Source organism: Pseudoalteromonas sp. S2721, assembly GCF_005887425.1.
GTDB lineage: Bacteria > Pseudomonadota > Gammaproteobacteria > Enterobacterales > Alteromonadaceae > Pseudoalteromonas > Pseudoalteromonas simplex.
Map to the genome: position 1 here is coordinate 74,535 of NZ_PNCZ01000066.1, position 20,763 is coordinate 95,297.

General features: G+C 41.1%; 17 protein-coding genes. 9 read left to right on the forward strand and 8 right to left on the reverse strand.

Annotated elements, in window-relative coordinates:
* Window positions 1–332: 332 nt before the first annotated feature.
* Window positions 333–524: an alternative ribosome rescue factor ArfA gene (gene arfA / locus CWC02_RS18975; protein ID WP_054553449.1), complete on the reverse strand. Its 192-nt coding sequence runs from the start codon at window positions 522–524 to the stop codon at window positions 333–335.
* A 234-nt stretch (window positions 525–758) separates the two neighbouring features.
* Between arfA and CWC02_RS18980 the strand changes: the two genes are divergently transcribed.
* Both CWC02_RS18980 and CWC02_RS18985 read left to right on the forward strand, forming a co-directional pair.
* Entirely contained in the window at window positions 759–2,636 is a 1,878-nt protein-coding gene (locus tag CWC02_RS18980) for a monovalent cation:proton antiporter-2 (CPA2) family protein (protein ID WP_054553448.1), read from the forward strand.
* A gap of 444 nt (window positions 2,637–3,080) precedes the next feature.
* On the forward strand, window positions 3,081–3,401 hold the full coding sequence (locus tag CWC02_RS18985) for a hypothetical protein (RefSeq protein ID WP_054553447.1): 321 nt from the start codon (window positions 3,081–3,083) through the stop codon (window positions 3,399–3,401).
* 190 nt (window positions 3,402–3,591) lie between these two features.
* On the opposite strand, the gene CWC02_RS18990 is transcribed toward CWC02_RS18985, so the two are convergent.
* The 3 genes from CWC02_RS18990 to CWC02_RS19000 all read right to left on the reverse strand — a co-directional run bounded on the left by CWC02_RS18990 (window position 3,592) and on the right by CWC02_RS19000 (window position 8,127).
* Window positions 3,592–6,135 carry a TonB-dependent receptor plug domain-containing protein gene (locus CWC02_RS18990; protein ID WP_138619793.1) on the reverse strand — a complete coding sequence of 848 codons (2,544 nt, stop codon included), beginning with the start codon at window positions 6,133–6,135 and terminating at the stop codon, window positions 3,592–3,594.
* A gap of 313 nt (window positions 6,136–6,448) precedes the next feature.
* A complete protein-coding gene (locus tag CWC02_RS18995; RefSeq protein WP_138599362.1) occupies window positions 6,449–7,099 on the reverse strand; it encodes a UPF0149 family protein in 651 nt (216 codons plus the stop codon).
* Window positions 7,100–7,179: 80 nt separating this feature from the next.
* Window positions 7,180–8,127, reverse strand: coding sequence for a sensor histidine kinase (locus CWC02_RS19000; protein ID WP_054553444.1), 948 nt, complete (start codon window positions 8,125–8,127; stop codon window positions 7,180–7,182).
* A gap of 95 nt (window positions 8,128–8,222) precedes the next feature.
* Between CWC02_RS19000 and nosR the strand changes: the two genes are divergently transcribed.
* The gene (gene nosR / locus CWC02_RS19005; protein WP_138599364.1) at window positions 8,223–9,530 is read left to right on the forward strand and encodes a response regulator c-di-GMP phosphodiesterase, NosR family; all 1,308 of its coding nucleotides are present in this window, start codon (window positions 8,223–8,225) and stop codon (window positions 9,528–9,530) included.
* A gap of 78 nt (window positions 9,531–9,608) precedes the next feature.
* Window positions 9,609–10,631, forward strand: coding sequence for a ferrochelatase (hemH, locus tag CWC02_RS19010; RefSeq protein WP_054553442.1), 1,023 nt, complete (start codon window positions 9,609–9,611; stop codon window positions 10,629–10,631).
* 59 nt (window positions 10,632–10,690) lie between these two features.
* Here hemH and CWC02_RS19015 read toward each other — a convergent pair whose 3' ends face one another.
* Window positions 10,691–11,839, reverse strand: coding sequence for a benzoate/H(+) symporter BenE family transporter (locus CWC02_RS19015; RefSeq protein WP_138599365.1), 1,149 nt, complete (start codon window positions 11,837–11,839; stop codon window positions 10,691–10,693).
* Between the two features lie 209 nt (window positions 11,840–12,048).
* On the opposite strand from CWC02_RS19015, the gene CWC02_RS19020 reads away from it, so the two are divergent.
* From CWC02_RS19020 to CWC02_RS19035, 4 genes are read left to right on the forward strand one after another with little or no spacing between them, the layout of a single operon-like run.
* Window positions 12,049–13,353, forward strand: coding sequence for a DUF5666 domain-containing protein (locus CWC02_RS19020; protein WP_138619794.1), 1,305 nt, complete (start codon window positions 12,049–12,051; stop codon window positions 13,351–13,353).
* 57 nt (window positions 13,354–13,410) lie between these two features.
* Window positions 13,411–13,944, forward strand: a complete 534-nt coding sequence (locus CWC02_RS19025) for a hypothetical protein (protein WP_054553439.1) — start codon at window positions 13,411–13,413, stop codon at window positions 13,942–13,944.
* Window positions 13,944–14,627: a response regulator transcription factor gene (locus CWC02_RS19030; RefSeq protein ID WP_138599367.1), complete on the forward strand. Its 684-nt coding sequence runs from the start codon at window positions 13,944–13,946 to the stop codon at window positions 14,625–14,627. The genes CWC02_RS19025 and CWC02_RS19030 overlap by 1 nt, the downstream gene beginning before the upstream one ends.
* Window positions 14,627–15,949 (forward strand): ATP-binding protein, encoded by a 1,323-nt coding sequence (locus tag CWC02_RS19035; protein ID WP_138619795.1) that lies wholly within the window; start codon window positions 14,627–14,629, stop codon window positions 15,947–15,949. Before CWC02_RS19030 ends, CWC02_RS19035 begins: the two co-directional genes overlap by 1 nt.
* On the opposite strand, the gene CWC02_RS19040 is transcribed toward CWC02_RS19035, so the two are convergent.
* A complete protein-coding gene (locus CWC02_RS19040; protein ID WP_138619796.1) occupies window positions 15,946–16,890 on the reverse strand; it encodes an ATP-grasp domain-containing protein in 945 nt (314 codons plus the stop codon). The genes CWC02_RS19035 and CWC02_RS19040 overlap by 4 nt on opposite strands.
* Window positions 16,891–17,085: 195 nt before the next feature.
* On the opposite strand from CWC02_RS19040, the gene CWC02_RS19045 reads away from it, so the two are divergent.
* Window positions 17,086–17,622 (forward strand): protease inhibitor BamI-like protein, encoded by a 537-nt coding sequence (locus tag CWC02_RS19045; RefSeq protein WP_138619797.1) that lies wholly within the window; start codon window positions 17,086–17,088, stop codon window positions 17,620–17,622.
* A 177-nt stretch (window positions 17,623–17,799) separates the two neighbouring features.
* On the opposite strand, the gene CWC02_RS19050 is transcribed toward CWC02_RS19045, so the two are convergent.
* On the reverse strand, window positions 17,800–18,993 hold the full coding sequence (locus tag CWC02_RS19050; RefSeq protein WP_138619798.1) for an alkaline phosphatase family protein: 1,194 nt from the start codon (window positions 18,991–18,993) through the stop codon (window positions 17,800–17,802).
* An 11-nt stretch (window positions 18,994–19,004) separates the two neighbouring features.
* Complete coding sequence (locus CWC02_RS19055; protein WP_138619799.1) at window positions 19,005–20,762, reverse strand: hypothetical protein; 1,758 nt, start codon at window positions 20,760–20,762, stop codon at window positions 19,005–19,007.
* Between the last annotated feature and the right edge of the window lies 1 nt (window position 20,763).

Sequence of the window (20,763 nt, forward strand, 5' to 3'; positions counted from 1 at the left end):
TTAAATATAAACACTAAAAAAGAATTAATTATTTTTATTGAAAAGCAAAAACGAGGATGATTCTACAGTGTAAAAATGAACATAAAATTAACAATATTTTAACCGCAAAAGTACGGTTTATCTGGTTTGCGCACAAAATAGTCAGAGGTTATGTGAGGTAAAACAAAAATAATTACCGTATCGATTCTGGGTATATAACGAATAAATTAGTTTTTAGGTAAAAATTTCTATCAAAATTGGGGGAAATTTATTCTTAACACGAATTTTAGTCATAAAAAAAGCAAACACTCAGTGTTTGCTTTTCACAAAAATCCTATTTGATCACAACTTAATTAAGCAGCGATTAAATAGGACTCTCGTCCTGCATGTTTAGCCTTACGTTGATATGCACCTTTACCTTTTTTAGGTTTCTCTACTTTTGCTGTGAACAGCTTAGATGTCACCATTGCGGCGTACACATTGTCGTTGATTACACCACGACCAGTATCAACTTGGCCTTGCGCGCGTTGTTTCTTTTTGCTCATTTTTTACTCCTATTAAACGTGCTGCGAGTATATACCTAGCCTAGCGCTACGCAAGTATTTTTAATAAAAAAACGATGATTTTTTACCCCTTATTTTGTCTTACTCGTTTTGACTAAACACCATTCCTTGTTGTCATTTTACTGACTAAATTCGCTTTTTGATTGCATTCACTACCTAACTACTGGCAAAACTAGCGAAACCATCCATAGTTAATTAAAAACAAACAGGATTACGATGACTGACTTTCTCTTAATCGCCTATATTTTCCTTATTGCAGGCATTATTGCCGTGCCTATTGCCAGCAAACTGGGGTTAGGCTCAGTACTTGGCTACTTACTCGCTGGTATTGTTATTGGGCCAACACTGACATTTTTAAATGTTGATGTGATTGCCATCCAGCATTTTGCTGAATTTGGTGTGGTAATGATGCTGTTCATTGTTGGCTTAGAGCTTGAACCCAAAGCGCTTTGGTCAATGCGAAAACAGCTTATTGGCCTTGGTGGCGGACAGGTGGTTTTATCAGCTGCCGCCTTTACGGGTATTGGTTTAGCATTTGGTCATGCTTGGCAAACAGCACTTACAATAGGCTTAATTTTATCACTTTCATCGACCGCGATTGTGCTGCAAACGCTTTCAGAGCGCGGGCTATTAAAGTCAGATGGTGGTCAAGCCTCATTTAGCGTATTACTTACTCAAGACATAGCCGTTATTCCTATGCTTGCGTTTATTCCCTTGCTTGCTTTACCTGAACTAGCGCCAGCCATTGCAGATACAGCCCATACAAGTGAAGACACTCATGCTAGTTTAAGCTTGGTGGCGGGTCTTGAGAGCTGGCAAGCAGCGCTGGTTACTTTAGGTATGATAGCGCTCGTTGTTTTTGGTGGTAACTACTTAACCGCACCCATTTTTAGATTTGTAGCACAAGCACGGCTTCGCGAATTATTTACTGCAACAGCCCTATTCTTTGTTATTGGTATCGCTTTGATGATGTCGTTAGTAGGCTTATCACCTGCGCTTGGTACTTTTTTAGCGGGTGTTGTGCTTGCAAATTCACCTTATAAACACGAACTCGAAAGTAATATCGATCCCTTTAAAGGGCTGTTGCTAGGATTATTCTTTATCACCGTTGGCGCTAGTATCAATTTTCAATTACTCGCAGATAACCTAGCTACCATTGTGCTCTTAACCAGTGCATTGATTGTAACAAAAACAGCTGTACTGCTTATTTTAGGTCGTATTTTTGGTCTTAGAGGCGCCGCACTCTGGTTGCTAGCACTGGGGCTTGCTCAAGCTGGTGAGTTTGGTTTTGTACTACTTGCTTACAGTGTCTCTAATAATGTATTGGCAGACAACATCGCCGACCAACTTTTACTGGTTGTTACTTTATCCATGCTACTTTCACCTGGGTTATATATCCTTTATCAGCGTGTGATAGCACCCCGTTTCATTTGTGAGCAACCAGGAAAAGAAACAGACGAGTTTCCCGATGATAGCCATGTGATCATTGCAGGCTCAGGCAGAATGGGTGGGCTGGTTGACCGTATTTTACAAGCTGGCGGCTATAAAACGACTGTGATTGATTACAACTACAAGCAACTCGAAGCCTTAGAGCGTGTTGGTATTCGTAATTTCTTTGGTGATGCAACTCGACCAGACTTACTCAGTGCTGCAGGCATTGAAGATGCAAAACTGCTGGTTGTTGCGCTTGATGATGCCGAACAAATCACTAAATTAGTTCGCTATGCGATGCAAAATTACCCGCATTTACATGTGGTTGCCCGCGCTGTAGACCGCCATCATGTATACGATTTATGGGCTTACGGTTGTCGAGATATTATTCGCGAAACATACGACAGTACCATGCGTATGGGCCGCTCAGCTTTTGAAGCACTCGGTATTGAGCAAGAGAAAGCCCAAGAGATGGTCGATATTTTCAGTGAGTTCGATAAAGAAATGCTACGCGAAGCCGCCGATGTCTACGAAATCGGCGTGCCATTCGAAGAAAACCATGCCTATATCGAGCGGATCAACAAGATATTCGATGAAAAAGAACCCGAAATAAAACAACAAATGCGCGAGATTTGCGACCGAGTGGTTAATGGTTCGAAATAGCAAAAATATTACAATTATGGAGGAGGTGTTTTCACTTCCTCTTTTTCTTCTCATTAACTTCTCTTTGTGAAAATAATTTTAACCACAGACAACAAAGAGGCGCTTCGCGGTACACAGAGAAAACAAAAACTCTCAAAGTGGCTGCGCATTGAATAGGATAAAACGCGATATGAAATCGCTGCTACAAATTTGATGTCGTTCGTAGGAATGGCTTCAGCCATGAACTCTTAAACACCACACCTATGTAAAACGATTAGACGTAGGCGTGAAATTTATTTCGCGCGCCATGCAAGCATAACGCCTACGTAGCAGCGGCTTTATGCCGCGACATTGGTGATGGATGCGAATTATAAGGTGCGAGATTAAAATCGCAGCTACAAGTTCGTTTCTCGTAACTTACCTGAATGTGAAGATATTAAATAATGTAATAAGGAGTATTACAGCATGGAAAGGCTTAATAAAAAGGAAAAGCTGCTATCAATTTTGTTCGGATTGGCAGCAATTATTAATTTAACTGTCGGTGTTTATTCGCTTATATTACAAGGCCTAGACTGGTTAGAGTTCATTAGTTGTCTAGCAATTTCACTTATAATTTTAGCGGGTAGCTTAAACCCAAAGCTATTCTTTAAACCGGTAAAAAAATTATTTTCACCACGCTTCACTTTAGAGCCAATAATTAATTCGACTGTCTACTACACAATTATAGTTGCAGGTTGGATTTTGTTATTTGGAAGCATTCTACTAAATAGATTCTGGAGTGCTTAAATGCAGATGAAAACTCAAAAAAGCGAAATAAAACGCGATATGAAATCGCTGCTACAGACTCGCATCTAGTATCTCGAAACTCGCAAACTTTCCCCTTGCAACTCTCTAATTAAAGACAAATGTCGGACACTACAATTAAGCAAAAAATAGCGCCGTAAGGCGCTATATAAGTTTCATATCAACTTAGGAATTAAAAACTAAAACTTAATTTTGCGTAGTAGGTCATACCATCAAAACCATAAGGTAGTGCTCGAACAGGGTATTTGAATGCTTTATTCGTTATAAAATCAAGCGCTTCATCTTCACCTAGCTCGTCTGGCGTTACATCAAAGATATTATCAATACCCGCCGATAGCATGAGTTCGTCAGTTAGCTGATAGCCCATGTTAACATCAACTAATACCGCCGATTCTACCGTACTTGTGTCTTTAAATTCACCGGTAGGTGATAACTCATCAGGCAAACCAATGTGGTCATTACCAAAGTATTTAACGTCTGTTTCACCATAGTAGTTAAAGCGTAGCATGCTGTTGAAATCGCCACGATCGTATTCAAACGTTAGCGTTGCACGCTCACCTGGTTGACCGTCTGTTAAGAAACTACGTTGCAAATCATCAAGGGCGATTGATTCAGGAATACCCTCAGGTGCATTTACATCATCAATTTCAGTTTCGTTAATGTTACCCGCGAAAGTTGCTGAGAAATTACCGTCGTACAAATCAGTGCGGTACGAAGCAATAATATCAACCCCTTTAGTGGTTGAATCAACTGAGTTTGAGAAGTAGTTGGCTTGCTGTGCCCCTGTTGCATTAAGCGCAGCCACGGCCTCGGCACTAAATGCCACATCGTCCGCCGACATTAAGCTGCCAAGGGTAATTCTGTCTTTGATCTCTACATGATAAAAATCAACAGTTAATGATAAATCGCTGGTTACGTTATAAACAAAACCCGCACTTAAGTTTTCAGAGCTTTCAAGGCCTAGACTATCAACGCCAAGTGCTGATGGGAAATCAGAGCCCGCAGTTGCTGTGAATGACTGCAATAACACACCACCAGCACCTAGGTTTGTAGTGTAAGCAGTGTACGCACTTTGTTGCAATGATGGCGCTCTAAAGCCAGACGAAATCGCACCACGCACGGCAAAGTCATCGGTAATTTCATAGCGCGTTGCTAGCTTACCAATGATGTCATCACCGGCATCAGAGAAGTCTTCATAACGAAGCGCTGTACTTACTTGCCATGCATCCGTGATCAACGTTTCGGCATTCACATAAAATGCATAGCTGTGACGACTCTCTTTATTTGACGCTTCAGGGCGTAAACCGTTATAAGCTTGGAAACCACACTCAGCAAATACGCTGCTGTCGTTTACCGCTGGGAATGAAGTATCTGAATTAGCTAAACCACACGCATAAGACGCTTCTTCGCCCGGCACGATTTCATAATTTTCTTTACGGTATTCAGCACCCACTGATACATATAAAGGCTCACTGCGGCCAATATCAACAATACCATTCAGGTCTGCATTAACGGTTGTTTGATCAAATCTAAAGCCACCTGAGTAGCCACCATTAGGGCCTGCATTTGCAACAATATCAGCATCGCTTGCATCAGGGTTATTCGCTACATATTCAGCAGCATACGAGGCGTTTAGGGTGTTTTTTGACGTGAAATCATAGCTGTTTTCACCATATACGGCAGATACGTCATAGCTCCAATCTGGATTTAACTCACCGCGTAAACCAAGTGAAAACGAAATATCTTCGGCTTCGTTATCGATGCGAGGTAAAAAACCATCGCCGTATACTTGCACAACGTTCTTCGCCGCTTGGTCAAAATTACGATAAAAACCATTGCCCAATGCTGTACGGTTTGAGTATCCACCAAATGAGTAAAGCTCAGTCTCACCAAATGGTAACGCCATGTTGTAAAAAACCGAAGTAAACTCACTATCTGCGTTACCTTGCCCCCAACGAATTTCGTCAGACAGCGTACCTGCTGGTACATCAACTGAGCCACCAGTATCACGCTCTGCGCGGTTGGTGCCATCAGCATCACGGTATTCTAAAGAAAAGTTAATGAAGCCGCCTTCATCACCTAAATCAAAACCCCGGTTTAAACCCATTGAAATAGTGTCACCATCGCCTTCACCTGTACTACCCGCTTGCACATAGCCCGTTGTTACACCAGTTGAATCGTTTAACGATAAGTTGATAACACCAGCAATCGCATCTGAGCCATATTGCGCCGCAGCACCATCACGAAGTACTTCAACGCCTTTTAAAGCGGTAAGCGGAATCGCGTTCATATCGGTACCTGCAGCACCGGCACCTACAGTACCATTTAAGCCAAAAATAGATTGGTTATGACGGCGCTTACCATTGATAAGCACTAACGTTTGGTCAGGCTGTAAACCACGAAGAGTCGCTGGTCTAAATAAGTCAGAGCCATCTGACACTTGCGTGCGTGAAAAGTTAAATGAAGGAGCCGTCGCTTGCAGACTTTGGCCGAGCTCAGTAAAACCACCTTTGTTTAGGTCATCTGCATCAATTAAATCAACGGGTGATGTTGATTCGGTAGCCGTACGATTAGCAACCCGAGAGCCTAATACAGAGATTTGTTCGATGTTTTTATCTGCTTTGGCAGCAGGTGCTTGCTCAGCTGCCTGCACTGAAGTCGCAGAAACAGCCACACTGACCGCAACGGCCAGCATACTTAAAGAATGTGTTGTCATGTGTATCCTGTTGATATTCTGGCTTTCCTTAAAACAAAAGACGCCCCTTTTGGAGAAATTTAGAAAAGCACTAAGCACGTATTATTGATTTTAAAATCACAAGTTTGAAAGCTAACTCAAGCCTGCGAGTTAACCTTTACAAAACATCCTATCAACAAATCCACAAAATGAAAGAAAAAAGAGGTACGACTTAGGTATAAATATTTCTATTTATAGTATTAATAGAGTTTCAGTGGTGGGAATTATTCACTTTACAGCAGAAATAAGCAAAATAATGCAACTATCAGCTTATTTCTACTGAGGTGAGGAGTATTTACTTATCTTGTTCCAACATTGCCAGCTTTTCATCTTCAAGCATTAACGCCATAGTGGCAATTTCAGATAAACTCTCGTCTAGTGCGTTAAAGAAGGTCACAAACCCTTCGCCTAGTTTATCTGGTTCAGGGTGGTTTGCTAGCGCCTGATCCCACATTGCAAAGGTGGTAAGCAAATCGAGAGTTGCTTCAAAATTATCAATAAACAATTGACCATCTTCGCTTTCATTTTCTTGTTGACCATCCGCTTGCAGTAAAAATTGTAAATCGCTGTGCCAAATTTCTTGATTCACGATATAAGCTGCAATATAGCCGCTACAAAAATCTTGCAGTGCTTGGCTTGGCTCATTGCTGTTTACTTCATTTGGATATAATTCGGCTAAAATCTTCTTTTGTTCAACTTGTGCTTCGGTCACATTATCGAGCAGCTCAATCATTGCATCGCGTGGCTCAGAATCCGTCATTAAGGTGTTGAATACCGCTTCATCATTATCAGCAATGTAATTGGCAAGCTCTGACTCTCCAAAAAACTCTGAACAGGCTAACAAACCAGACATATAGCCAAGCACTTGATCCAAACTCACTTGATTTGTTGCACTTTGACTGGCGAGATAGTTGTTAAAAACATCTGAACTTTGTTGATTGAGCATAACGTGCCTTTTCAATAATTTTAAATGGGTTTAGCTCTACACTAGCGAATCCATAAATTTTTGCAACAACTGAAATATTGTCAACTAGTTACCTGACTCAAAACAGGAAATACGCAACTCATTCTTGTGCCAATTCCTTGCGAGCTTTGAATATCAATTCGACCTTTATGTTCATGCACAATAGCATACACCATCGTCATACCCATGCCGGTACCTTCTCCTACTGGTTTAGTAGTGAAAAAAGGATCATATATTTTAGCGATGGTCTCTGCTGACATACCAATGCCATTATCTTCAATGTCGATATATATGTGTTGCTCTAGCTCATAAACATTGATAGTAATTTTTGTTTGAGAGTCTTGATTATCGCAAGCTTGTTTAGCATTAATTAAAAGGTTAACAATTACTTGGCTAATAGCAGCTAGATTACACCAGCTTTGAGATATTGGGCTATATTGCGATTGCAAATGACAATTTCTTAATTGATTAGTAAGAAGTTTCACCGCACTTGTCACTGCATCTGTCATATCAGCAAACTGCATATCCTGACTTTTAGGGCGAGAAAAATTCAACAAGTTCGACACTATTTTACTAATCCGTTGCAAACCTTGTTCTGTATCATCAATTAAATCAGGTAAATCATCAGCAACAAACGCAAAAGAGTGTACTTGGTTTAGATCCACCAGCTGTTGATGAAAAGCCTCTTTGTCTATGTGATTTTCACTAAACTCGCTACATAATTTCAGTAGCTTGCTGAAGAAACCACAGTAGCTTTTCAAACTATCAAGGTTACTCATACTATAAGCAAGCGGGTTATTAATTTCATGTGCGACTCCAGCACACAATGTGCCTAAAGTTGCCATTTTTTCAGCTTGAATAAACATAGCTTGATGATGCTCTAAATCAGCAACTTTTTGTTCAAGCTCACTATTAACAGCTACCAGAATCCGGCTTTTATCGGCAAGCAATTGTTCGGCCTCTTCTCTGGCCGCTTTCTCTAATAAATAAGCTTGTTTAAAATCATCCATTTTAATCTCAAACTGTGTTTGTCTCTTTTAAAACCTAGCACAAGGCTTAATTTAAGGCTATGTTATTGATTAACGATGATTCATAGTAAAATGGCATGGCAGAGCAAATTAGCAAACAACATATTCAGGTTTTATGCATTGATGATGATGAAATAGTGCTGCGAACTCTTTTGCGGTTATTATCAGCTAACAATATCACCGTAAAAGCCTGCTCAGATCCCAAAGATGGACTTAAAACTCTAGCTAATTATAGTTTTGATGTAATTATCTGCGACATGCGTATGCCAAGCATGAATGGGGCTGAGTTTTTCGCGCAGGCACTCACCATTGCTCCTGAACCACAGCGCATTTTGCTAACCGGTTACTCAGATATAGAAAACACGATTGCTGCAGTCAATATCGGTAAAATTCATACTTACATACAAAAACCATGGCAAAACGAATTACTACTAAGCAATATAAATGATGCGATAGAAAAAACATCTTTGAAACGCCAGAATCAGCAGTTAGAGCAAAAAATTAAAGCGCAAAACAGCCAACTAAAAGAGCTAAACAACAACCTTGAGCAAATGGTAGAAAAGCGCACACAACAAATCCGTAAAGTATTAAAACAACTTGAAACAGTAAATGAACGAGAGAAGCATGAGCATCGCGCTACTTTTGAAATTTTATATAACTTTATAAATGCCAACCCTTACCTAGATGGAACACAAGCTCAAAACATTGCTGCTACCTGTAAACAACTAGCCACGCGCCTAGGTCTAGACAATCAACTTATAGAAATGACAGAAATGGCAGGATACTTATCACAAATAGGTCTACTTGCAATGGAGCCAGAGCTTTATAAAAAACCAACTAAAGAGCTCACTGAAACACAACGAAAACTATTTTATACGCACCCAAGTACAGCACAATTAATGCTCATGCCTGCGCCTCACTTAAGTGATGTATCTGAAGCAATTTATTACCAATTTGAACACTATAATGGGACAGGAAAACCGAAAGGGTTAAAAGGGAATGAGATTCCAAAAGCCGCGATGATATTAGCTGTAGCCCGTGATTTTTGGCAAGCCGTTGCACAACTTTCAAGCTCAGAGAGTAGTAATTTTGAAAGGGCTCGCGATCAATTACAGCTCTATAGCGGAACATACTACCACCCAAAAATTTTAGAAATATTTAATAGCTTAGAAATTAACTGTGCGAGTGTTCAAAATGTTGGCACTATGAAAATTCTTTCAGCACAAAACCTTAAAAATGGCATGGTGCTTGGTCACGCGCTCAGAAATTACGACGGTATTTTACTGTTGCCAAAAGGGCATGTATTTGGCCCTAAATCGATTAATAAACTGCAACAACTAGAATCGAAAAAACCGAACCCTTTCAGGATCATGATCAAAAATTAGCGAATAAAGTGATCACATAGTCAGCTTACTTCGTTACAATGTGATTTATATTACGATTACTTCATACAGGAGCACTCAGTGTCGCGATTTTCCGCCATTACCGATAAGCCGCACGACGGCCGATTCAACAAAAAAACGGGCATTTTACTGACCAACTTAGGGAGCCCAGACGCCCCTACTACCGCGGCACTTAGAACATATTTACGCGAGTTTTTATCAGACCCACGAATTGTCGAGATCCCGCGTTTCATTTGGATGATCATCCTTTATTGCTTTGTACTTACGTTACGCCCAAAACGTTCAGCAGCACTTTATAAAAGTATCTGGACTGAAAACGGCTCACCGCTTACTCATATTACCCGAGAGCAAAGCAAAAAGTTAGCAGCCCTTTTAAAAGACAAAGGACACCACGACACCGAAGTAGTTATGGCCATGCGCTACGGTAACCCTTCAATTGAAGCAGGCCTTGAAGAGCTGCGCGAAAAAGGTATCACTCGCGTGATTGTGCTGCCTATGTACCCACAATATTCAAGCACGACCATTGGCTCAACATTTGATGCAGTATCAAATGTGCTTCGCAAGTGGCGCTGGGTGCCAGAGCTGCATTTTATTAATGGTTATCACGACAACCCGACTTACATTGATGCTCTAGCCGCTAGCATTAGCGAAGATCTAAATGCCCATGGCACGCCACAAAAGTTGGTGTTTTCGTACCATGGTACACCTAAACTGTTTTTAGAAAACGGCGACCCTTACTACTGTTTTTGTATGCAAACCACCCGTTTAGTGGCTGAGAAACTTGGCTTTGAAAAAGACTTTGCTGTAACAACCTTTCAAAGCCGTTTTGGTAAAGCTGAATGGTTGAAGCCATACACAGACGCAACCCTTGAAAGCTACCCTGCTGAAGGCATTAAAGACGTTGCAATTTTAAGCCCTGCGTTTAGTGCCGACTGTTTAGAGACACTAGAAGAACTCGAAGGCGAAAACCGCGAAAACTTTGAGCATGCAGGCGGTGAAAAGTACCGCTACATTCCAGCATTGAATACCCGCGATGACCATATCAATGCAATGTTTGAAGTGATAAAACCACTACTTAAATAACAAAAGGCCCTAGCTATTATATACAGTAACTAGGGCTTTTTTAATATTGAAGCGTGTCACTAATCTTTGCGTGTCATAACCAAAGTCACCGTACCTGCAACAATTCCCCAAAATGCAGAACCAACCGAGAACAAAGTTAGATTAGACGCTGTGACCAAAAAGGTCACGATAGCGGCTTCGGTATAATACGCCTCAGTTAAAGCTTGCTGTAAGCTACTGGCAATAGTGGCAAATAGTGCGATACCCGCCAACGCCAAAATCAATGCCTGTGGCAAGCTTGCTACCAAACCAACCAAGGTTGCCGCGAGGAGCGCCATAATAATGTAAAACACCCCACCAGCAATGCTTGCCCAATAACGTTTTCTTGGATCTTTATCAGCCTCAGGGCTCATACAAATGGCAGCGGTGATAGCCGCTAGATTAATGGCATAACCACCAAGTGGTGCAATAAATACATTTAATAGCCCGGTTACATTTAACGCTGCCGACACAGGGGCTTTATAGTGATGCGCTTTTAATACAGCAATACCTGGTAAGTTTTGCGACGTCATAGTCACAATAAACAGCGGTAAACCAACACTTATCATGGCGTTTAAATCAAACTCAGGTGCAATGTAAGCAAACTCGCTCATTTTCCACTGCCAGCTAGAGGTATCAATTTGCCCAGTTACACCTGCTATTAAAAATCCCGCCACAACCACTGCGAGCATAGCAAAGCGTGGAAAGTAACGTTTTCCACATAAATAAACAGCCACCATTAACCCAATCACTAAAGGCAGCTCGTTCATAAAGTTGAACACATCAATACCAAAATTCACCAACACGCCTGCAAGCATTGCACAGGCCAGTTGACTTGGGATCTTATTCATCATTTTTTCGAACACGCCAGTAATGCCAGACAAAAACACCAGCGCAGCGGAGAACATAAACGCGCCAACAGCTTGATTTAAGCTATACCCTTGGGCACTTGAAATAAGGAGTGCCGCTCCGGTTGTTGACCACGCGATAAGAATAGGCACCTTGTAGTAGTAAGACAACGCAATTGAGCTGACGCCCATAGCAAGACCAAGCATTAATACCCAGCTAGCAACCAAATCAGGTGTGCCACCTAACACCATAACAACCTGATAAATAAGCGCAATTGAGCTAGTAAAGCCAATAATAACGGCCACTAACCCCGCAGTTGCTCGACTGATGAGCTGACTCATGTACACACACTCCTTGCAATTAAAAATCTACCATATCCTATGATTTGCCAGATGGCACTGTACACTTTTGTAGTATTTTAAGATTAATTTACTATACAGAAGAGGCATTTACTGCAATGCCAAACATTAACAAAATTTAATTTTCTCTCCACCTTCAAGCAATCCTTACTTAGTTAAACTGCAAACACTGACTAATTTAAGGACCAATCATGACAAAACTAATCAATCAAAATCGCCTATCTATTATTTCGTTAGCAACAATCAGTGCACTACTTTCAGGCTGTGGCAGTAGTAGTAAGAGTGAGGAACCGGTACAAAATACTCTCACTTTGCCAAGCTTATTAGTCGGTGAGGTAAGTGCGATATCAAGTAACAGTATTACAGTTAACCAACATCAAATAGCCACAAATAATGCTGACATTGAGGTGGATGACAACCACGCATTAATCAGCGATCTAAAAGTGGGTATGATGGTTGAAGTTGAAACAAATGGTAAAGAAGCAACTCAGATTGATTATGATCCAAGTTTTAAAGGGCCTGTTAGTATCAATGAACAAGGCGCTACAATAGCGGGCTTCAAGTTAAATAATTTAAATACTGAAAACCTTTCAAATGGTAGCCTGGTTGAATTAAGCGGTTATAACAATAGCCATAGTGAATTCACGGTTACCTACCAACAACCATTATCTAACAGCGCAGAATTAGAACTCGAAGGTTTCATAACAGATCTAAACACTGCCTCTTATACTTTTAAACTAGGTGATTTAACTGTTCAATATCAACAGGCAGACATCGACGGCGCATTAGAAAACAATCAATTCGTTGAAGTAGAGGGCCGCTTAGAAGGTAACTTATTAATGGCACAAGAGGTTGACGCTGAACATAACTTTACAGCTGATGACGATCTAGATACAGCGCTTTTTGGTACAATTACCTTCATCAACAATGACGCTTCCTTGGTTACCCTGAACAATCAATGGCAAGTGAGTATTACCGATCAAACTAAATTTGAAGATACCACTCGCGCTACATTAACCATAGGAGATACGATAGAAGTAGATGCCATCTGGCAGCAAGCTAACAATTGGTTTTTAGCCCACGAAATAGATCTGGAGAAAAGCCACACTTCGCCTAATTTAAGCAGTAATTTTAGTGTTTCTGGCTTTGCCAATTACAGCAATGGCAACATTATTATCAATGGCATCAGCTTGAAAATCACAAATAGAACCGTTTTTGAAGATGGGTTAACAGCAGATACTCTTTCAGGTGAATGGTTAGAGCTTGAAGGTCTTATTGATGGACAGAGCTATATTGTCAGTGAAATCGAACGTGATAACAGCAATGAACCTCTTGAATTAAAAGGCATAGTAACAGTAACTGAATCGCAACAGGCTAGTTTATTCGGCTACATCAGTGAAGATAACAGCTTAGCGAGTTTTACAGAACAATATGTTGATCTAGAATGCCAGTGGGTACAAGATAACATCGTACGTGCATGTAAGCTTGATGATTAACAACAAAATACAACAATGGCAGCACTAAACGTGCTGCCAAACTAATGTCGAAATATTATGAAAAAACTAGTTTTAACTTGCCTGTGCTTAATTTCTGGCCTTGCTTTTGCTGCAAGTTCAGCCATTTTTAATATGCTAGATTCAAGCACAGCCCCTGCCCCGACTGAAGTTTTATATAACATAGAACAACACTATGCGAAAAATGCCGTTATTGTTGAGTTTGAACTGGAAATTGAAAATGGTCAAAGCGTATTCGAAGTCACTTTATATGAAGCTAAAAAACAACGATTTATCGAATTACTTTTAGACAGTGCGGGAAAGGTAATAGAGCTTGAGTATGAAGCTCCGGAGCTTGATGAACAAGAAGAAATAGCAGCTGCTAATTTGATGAGCCGTAAAGGTTACACATTACATGGTTTAGTAACACAACTAGATAGTGAGCCAACACACTACCTAATTGAAGCCCAATTAGAGCAAGACATGGGTATCACATACATGGTCGCCACATTCGTAACCAGCAAAGGGCGTCACAAAAAAGCGATTGATCTTGAGACGGGTAAGAACTTACCTTTGCTTCGTTGGGGCAATTAATGAAACTATTATTAGTTGAAGACGATCAGCAAAATCGCGAGTTTTTATACAAGGCTTTTATTGAGCAAGGCTACACATTAGATTGCGCAGAAGATGGTCAACAAGGGCTTATGCTAGCGACGTGTGAACATTACGACGCGATTATTCTAGATCGTATGCTTCCTAAGCTTGATGGTTTACAGGTATTGTTAGCATTAAGAGCAACCGGCAAAACAACGCCAGTATTAATACTATCTGCGCTAGATAAAGTAGACGACAGAGTGACAGGTTTAAAAGCCGGCGGTGATGATTATCTAACAAAACCCTTCTCTTTTTCTGAATTAGCTATTCGAGTCGAAAACTTAATAAAACGGCATACCTTTCATGCCCCACTGAGCACTAAAATTAGTCTTGCCAATTTAACGCTCGACTACAGTAATCAACGAGTTGAAGTAAACACTAAAACTGTTAATTTACAGCCCAAAGAATTTAAATTGCTTAGGTATTTATTAGATCACCAAGACAAATTAGTCACCCGTACCTTATTGTTTGAATCGGTATGGGAATATCATTTTGATCCTGGCACCAACGTTATTGACGTGCATATTGCGAGGCTTCGTAAAAAGCTCACAGAAGCGTCCGCGCAATTAGAAATCGAAACAGTTCGCGGTGTCGGCTACCGCTTAAAAGCTAGTGAGAGTTAATGTACGAAAATAACCTACGTTTGTTCGACCCAAGAAAAAGCTCAGTTTGGCGTTTAACATTGGCCTTTGCAGCAATTACCGCTGTTACTTTATTACTTGCGATTACTTTAATCTACCAACTGCTACTTGGCGAGCAAAGCCGTCAAGTTGAACGGCGCCTTGATGCCGAAAAAACACGTATCGAAGCGCTCGCCTCCGAATTTGACAAGCAAAGCTTTTTTCAACAGCTTGATGTTTTCAGAAGCGAAGGTGATATTTTAATTTTTTGGCAGAGTGATTATGAACAAAGCCAGCAGCTAAGCTTTTTACCCGATAATATCCCCTCACTCCCTGAAACAGTTGTTTTTCCTGTTCTTGATACCGGACGAGGTCAAATACGCCTACTCACAACAGGCAAAGTTAAAACCGTTTATGGCAATATCGTGCTCGCCACTGCCACAGAGCATTTACAACGTTTAATCATCGATTTCAAATCAATCGCTAGTTGGACTTTTATCTTAGCAATAGCGTTAACAGGCTTGTTTGGTTACCTATTTTCTCGTCGACATTTGCGTCGTGTAAACTACTTCAATGCAACAGCCGAACAAGTTCAAAATGGCAACTTAAGCGCGCGTTTATCCCATAAAGATAAAGGTGATGAATTTGATCGTTTAGCAGCTCACATCAATACGATGCTCGATGCAGTAGAGGAAAATTTCGCTTTGGTACAGGGAATTACCGATAATATCGCTCATGATCTAAAAACCCCTCTGACACGATTAAAACTTAATTTAGAGCAGCGTTTACAAAAGCTGCCAGAAATGGGCTACGAGCTTGAACAGCTCAATAGCATCATTAACACCTTTGACGCCATGCTAAAGCTCACACGTTTAGAACATGGACAGTTTCCGCTACAGCTCGAAACAATTGATAGTAGTCAACTTGCCAATGATATTAGTGAAATTCTACAACCCAGTGCCGAACAAAACGGTCAATCAATTGATGTCGCTATTTCTTCATCTTGGCAATTAAGCGGTGATCGAAACCTGTTGTTTCAAGCAATTTTTAACCTAGTCGAAAATGCTATAAAGTACGCTGGTAAGGGCGCAACGATTAAAATAATAATTGCTGAAAAAAGTATATCAGTTGTCGACAATGGTAAGGGTGTCAATGAACATGATTTACAACAGCTCACAAAACGCTTTTATCGCAGCGATCCGGCGCGTCAAAAAGAAGGGTTTGGTTTAGGCCTTGCAACCGTACAAGCAATTTGCAACCGCCATTCACTCAACTTATTTCTAAGTTCAGAAAATGGCTTTTGTGCAAAAATAACCGAAGATTAAGCTGCTTTTTCTTGCGCTTCTGGTTTTGTGGGCTTATCAAAAATACCTAAACGAATGCGAATAAAGTGCAAAATCTCTTTGGCTACATCAATACCCAACGCACCTTCTAAGCCTTCAAAGCCAGGGCTTGAGTTTGCTTCACAAATTTTAAAGTGCTGCTCATCAAACAATAAATCAATGCCAGCCACATCAAGGTTAAGTACGTTCGCTGTTTGGGTTGCAAGCCATTCGATTTCTGGCGTAATAGGAAATGACTTACCAGTGCCACCTGCACTAACATTGGCTTTAAAGTTTTTACCCTGTGAGTTACGTTCCATACACGCAACAGCACGGCCACCGATAGTAAGTACTCGCAAATCACGGCCATGACTGGACTTAACAAACTGCTGTAAAATGATGTTTGCTTGTGGATTTGCAGCCTCAATCAGCTGCATTAAGTCATCAAACTCTTCTTTTGATTTTGATAAAAATACACCACTCCCCTGCGAGCCCGATAAGGTTTTAATAACCACAGGAAAGCCAATTTGCTTTTCAACCAAATCAATATTCACCGGAAATTTAACCAACATGGTATTTGGCGTGGGTAAATTACACTCTGCAAGAATTTGCTGTGCAAATAATTTGTCTTTTACTGTTTCGATGGATTGCGAACTGTTAACACAGTACACACCTAAACGTTCAAGGTGGCGAATAATCGCTAGCGCAAAATAAGTTGTACTTGCCCCCATGCGAGGGATAACAAAATCGGGGAGCTCAACTGACTTACCATCAATTAAAATACTTTTACCGTCTTCACGGGTAATAGTCAGGTCAAATTGATCAGGCGAATAAACTTGTAAATCTATGCCCTCTTCTTCGGCTGCAGCAAGTAAACGTTCTACCTCATAGGTTTCTTGTTTTAACAAGCCTTGGCTATCTTTATAAATGATCCACCCGCGCATGCTTGGTACCTCTGGTCTTTGAGTTTCGGTGACAAAAAAACGCGGATTATGCTGAGCATTCAAAGCCGAGTAAAACAAATTAATTTTATCGACACGATAATAAAAACCACTACTTAGTGATTAACCATTGACCGGGTTGTTAACTTAAGGTAAAAACCAACAATGAGTTAACATAAAAACCCGTAAGAGAAACATGTGAACAGGACGCTTGCATTAATCTTCATTCTGCCACTTACAGCATTTGCACTGAATGAATGGCACATTCAAAGTGATGGTTTTAAAACAAAACCAAGCACACAGCAGTTTGTTGCCTCTTACAAAGCGCAGGCCGACCAAATAGCCCCACAGCCCATTGTGAACTTAACTGCGCCGCTTAATCAGTTATCTAATCATGCGCACGATTATCTATATAAACAAGGCCGTTTGCCTGACCAATTAGCAAACACCGCTTTCAGCGAATTTGATTTAGACACCCTAAAAACCTTACAACCCGGCGATCACTTTATTTTAGTGATCGACGAATACCTCAGTTACACCGTCGAAATTAGTAACATTATTGAAGCCAGCAATGGCGATAGAAGTGTATTTGGCAAAGTCAATGATCATGCTAAAGCAGGCCATCAAGCCGTGATGACCCTCACAGAAAACACCCTACAAGGCCAATTTGATGCCGGTAATCAAAGCTACAAGTTTCAAAGCCATGGTGAGTACGGGTGGGTAACGAAGTTGTAGGTAACGGGTGTGAGTCTGTAGCTGCGATTTTACATCGCGTCCAAGAACCTAAATCCTAGCGCCCAGTGACTAATGTATTAATTCGTAGGCGTGAAACTTGTTTCGCGCGAAATAAATTTCACGCCTACGGTATCGTATTTAGCCTTAGTAATGTGCTGGCACAAACTAGCTCAAAGCTTACTGCTTCATAGCCGGCCACAAACTTGCGCCGTCGCTGTCGATTGGGCTTAAAATCTCAAGGCCTAGAATTTTGGCGATCAGCGGGTACACATCTAAATTACTTACTTCGTCTAAACGAAGGCCTTGTTTAAAGGCGGGGCCAGTGGCGATAAAGGTTGCGGCCATATCTTCGCTGTAAGCGTAACCATGAGTGCCTAGGTAACCAGCCATTTTACTGTCGGTAAACACACGAGGTGCGTCGGTTTGTAAAATAATATCGCCAACGCGCGGGCCTTTATTATAGTGATAATCACGCTTTTGCTGCTCGCTTAGCACGACGTAACGACCATCTGCGGCTTTAGCAAGCTTTTTGCTGAATCCCTTGATGTCTGCTTTGCTATCTGGTTTTGCATAATATAAAACCCGAGGGCCAGTGTTTTGCACTATGAAGTTTTCATCTTGCGGCAAGCTATCAATTTTAATGCTAAGGCTTGGATCAACAGACGCCATTCCGTGATCAGACACAATCACCAAGTTAATGTTTTCATCAAGCGCTTTTAAACGGCTCGATAAATCAGCCATTAAACTATCGAGCTTTTGCACTGCGTCATAAGTCTCTTTGGCATCTGGGCCAAACTCATGCCCCATGCTATCCACCAGCGAAAAGTAGCTTATAACCAAACGTGGACGCTGCGCTTTTGGTAAGCTCAACCACTGAATAATTTGATCAACACGCTTTTGGTAATCACTGTGTTTTGAATAATGATAAAAGTAATCAGGCAACATACCGTTAAAGCGCGCATCTGATTCAGGCCAAAAATAGGTTGCGGCTTTTAAGCCCTGCATTTGCGCTAGGTTCCAAAGCGGAATACCACTCACCCAAGTGCTATCGTCTTTCCCTTTCCCCATTTTGTAGCAGTCGTTGCGCTCAGTATCACAAAAGCGGTTCTCGACAATGCCATGATTAACCGGCAACAAGCCGGTAATAATCGACAAATGATTCGGGAAAGTTTTGGTCGGGTAAACAGGACGCATTTTGCTAGCTCGTACGCCCTGCTCACTGATTGCTTTTAAGTGTTTTGCATGGTGTTTTTCAATATAATCCCAACGAAAGCCATCTATCGAAATAAGGACCACAGATTGCTCTTGCTCCGCTTTTACAGCCGAGCTAAACATTAATATACCCGCTAAAACTAATTGCCAAATACGCATGCGAAACCCTTTTAGTTCAATTTGTTAATTTGCTCAGAAACGTTACCAAACTGTTTTGAAAATTTTGTGATCATGCTCTCAAGCTTTTTCACACTACGCTTTAAACGTGAGCCGTTTATTAGGCTATAAATAAAGCCCCAAACGCCTGTAACCACACTTAATACAATAAACACAGCAACCGGAAGCCCATCTAAATGTTCGACCACTTGCGGGTAATTATTGAGTAAATCAATCCCGGCCTCTGGTACGAGTGTATTTATCAACGGGTAAAAATCTTGAGCATCAAAGTACCACGCTAGCCCTATTGACGTAAGGCCAAGCAGTACCATACGGTTAAAACCATGTACCATACCAAAGCTACGTACTGATGTGTTGCCATAGGCAATGTCTTTACTCACATTAACCGCATTCTCTCGGTAATACTTATAATAACGCTTTGTGTCTACACTGCTGTAGGCGTAATACACCCAATCGCCGATATCAACTGAGCCCAATAAATCTTCACCGGCTTTAAAAACAAACGGCTCACCTGTGGCCGTTTCAAGCATAATTTCGCCTTTTAAAGTCGTGCTACGATTGCGATATACCTCTACGCGCTCTTTTACATCGCTACCCACATACATGCCACCTCGATAGGTGGTTGTTGTTTCAGTGGTGGTTACTGTTTCACGTGTTTCATTGGCATGTGCGCTTTGCTCTTTTTCTAATACTTTACCAAGCACAGCACGATGACGAATAGTGCCTTTTTCGTTGCGTGCCCAAACATTTTTATGCACGTAATCGTTTTCATACGCAAGACTATATTCATCCATAATGGCATGCTCAAGCTCAGCGATACTAGTTGGTTTGGTTATAGTTGGCTCTAACGCTTTTTGAATGCTAATAGCTTGCTCATCATCTTTTGCAAGCGACTGTTCGTTTGCAGCAATCGCTTCAACATGTTGCTTAGCACCACAGCAATAGCAATGTGCCGCATCTTGACTGATACGCTGCTGACACGAGATACAAATAACATCTGACTTACTCGGCGTTCTTGCCAGCATGTTATAACCCAATTGATTTAGGGTGGTCGATAGCATCACATCTGTTGCCGCTAAAATCGCATCATACTTTGCTTCTTGTTTGGCTTTAGCTTTTTTATGGTAGTTTTGCTCTGCCATAAACACCCCAATTGCCACAGGCAATGACGCAAGTAGCGCAGGCAAAAACTCAAGCTTTGCAGCGAACAACATGATTAAGAATGTAATAACACTTAGCACCAGCCACAATATCGTTCCACCAGTGTAGTTTCGGCTAATGGTTTTGTCCCAGCTGCGATATTGTTGATCGGCAAAATGCACAATCACAACTGGCATAAAGCGGTCATTTTTAACTACCCGCCTAGCATTGCCATCAGCAATGCGATAATTAAGCGTTAACGGTGTTTCCTGAAAAGCAGTGATCACATTACCCTTTTGTAGGTTAGCAATTACATCTTTTTCTGCATCAACACTAAACTCATGAATAATGCCGTCTTTGTCTTCTACTTCTAGCCACCAATAACCATATAACATGTTGTCGTTATTGGTTTTATAGCGGCGCTTATAGTAATACATTGACTTCACAACACCTGTGATCGTACCCGCTTGTGGCGCATAGTTTTTTACATCAACCAGTAAATCAGGGTTGAGTTCCTCAACCGTGTGCATTTGTCTTTTTTGCTCAAGTGCTTCTCCACAATCACAACAGTGGAGGTCGGTGGCATACACCGTATTTTGGCAATGTTGCATT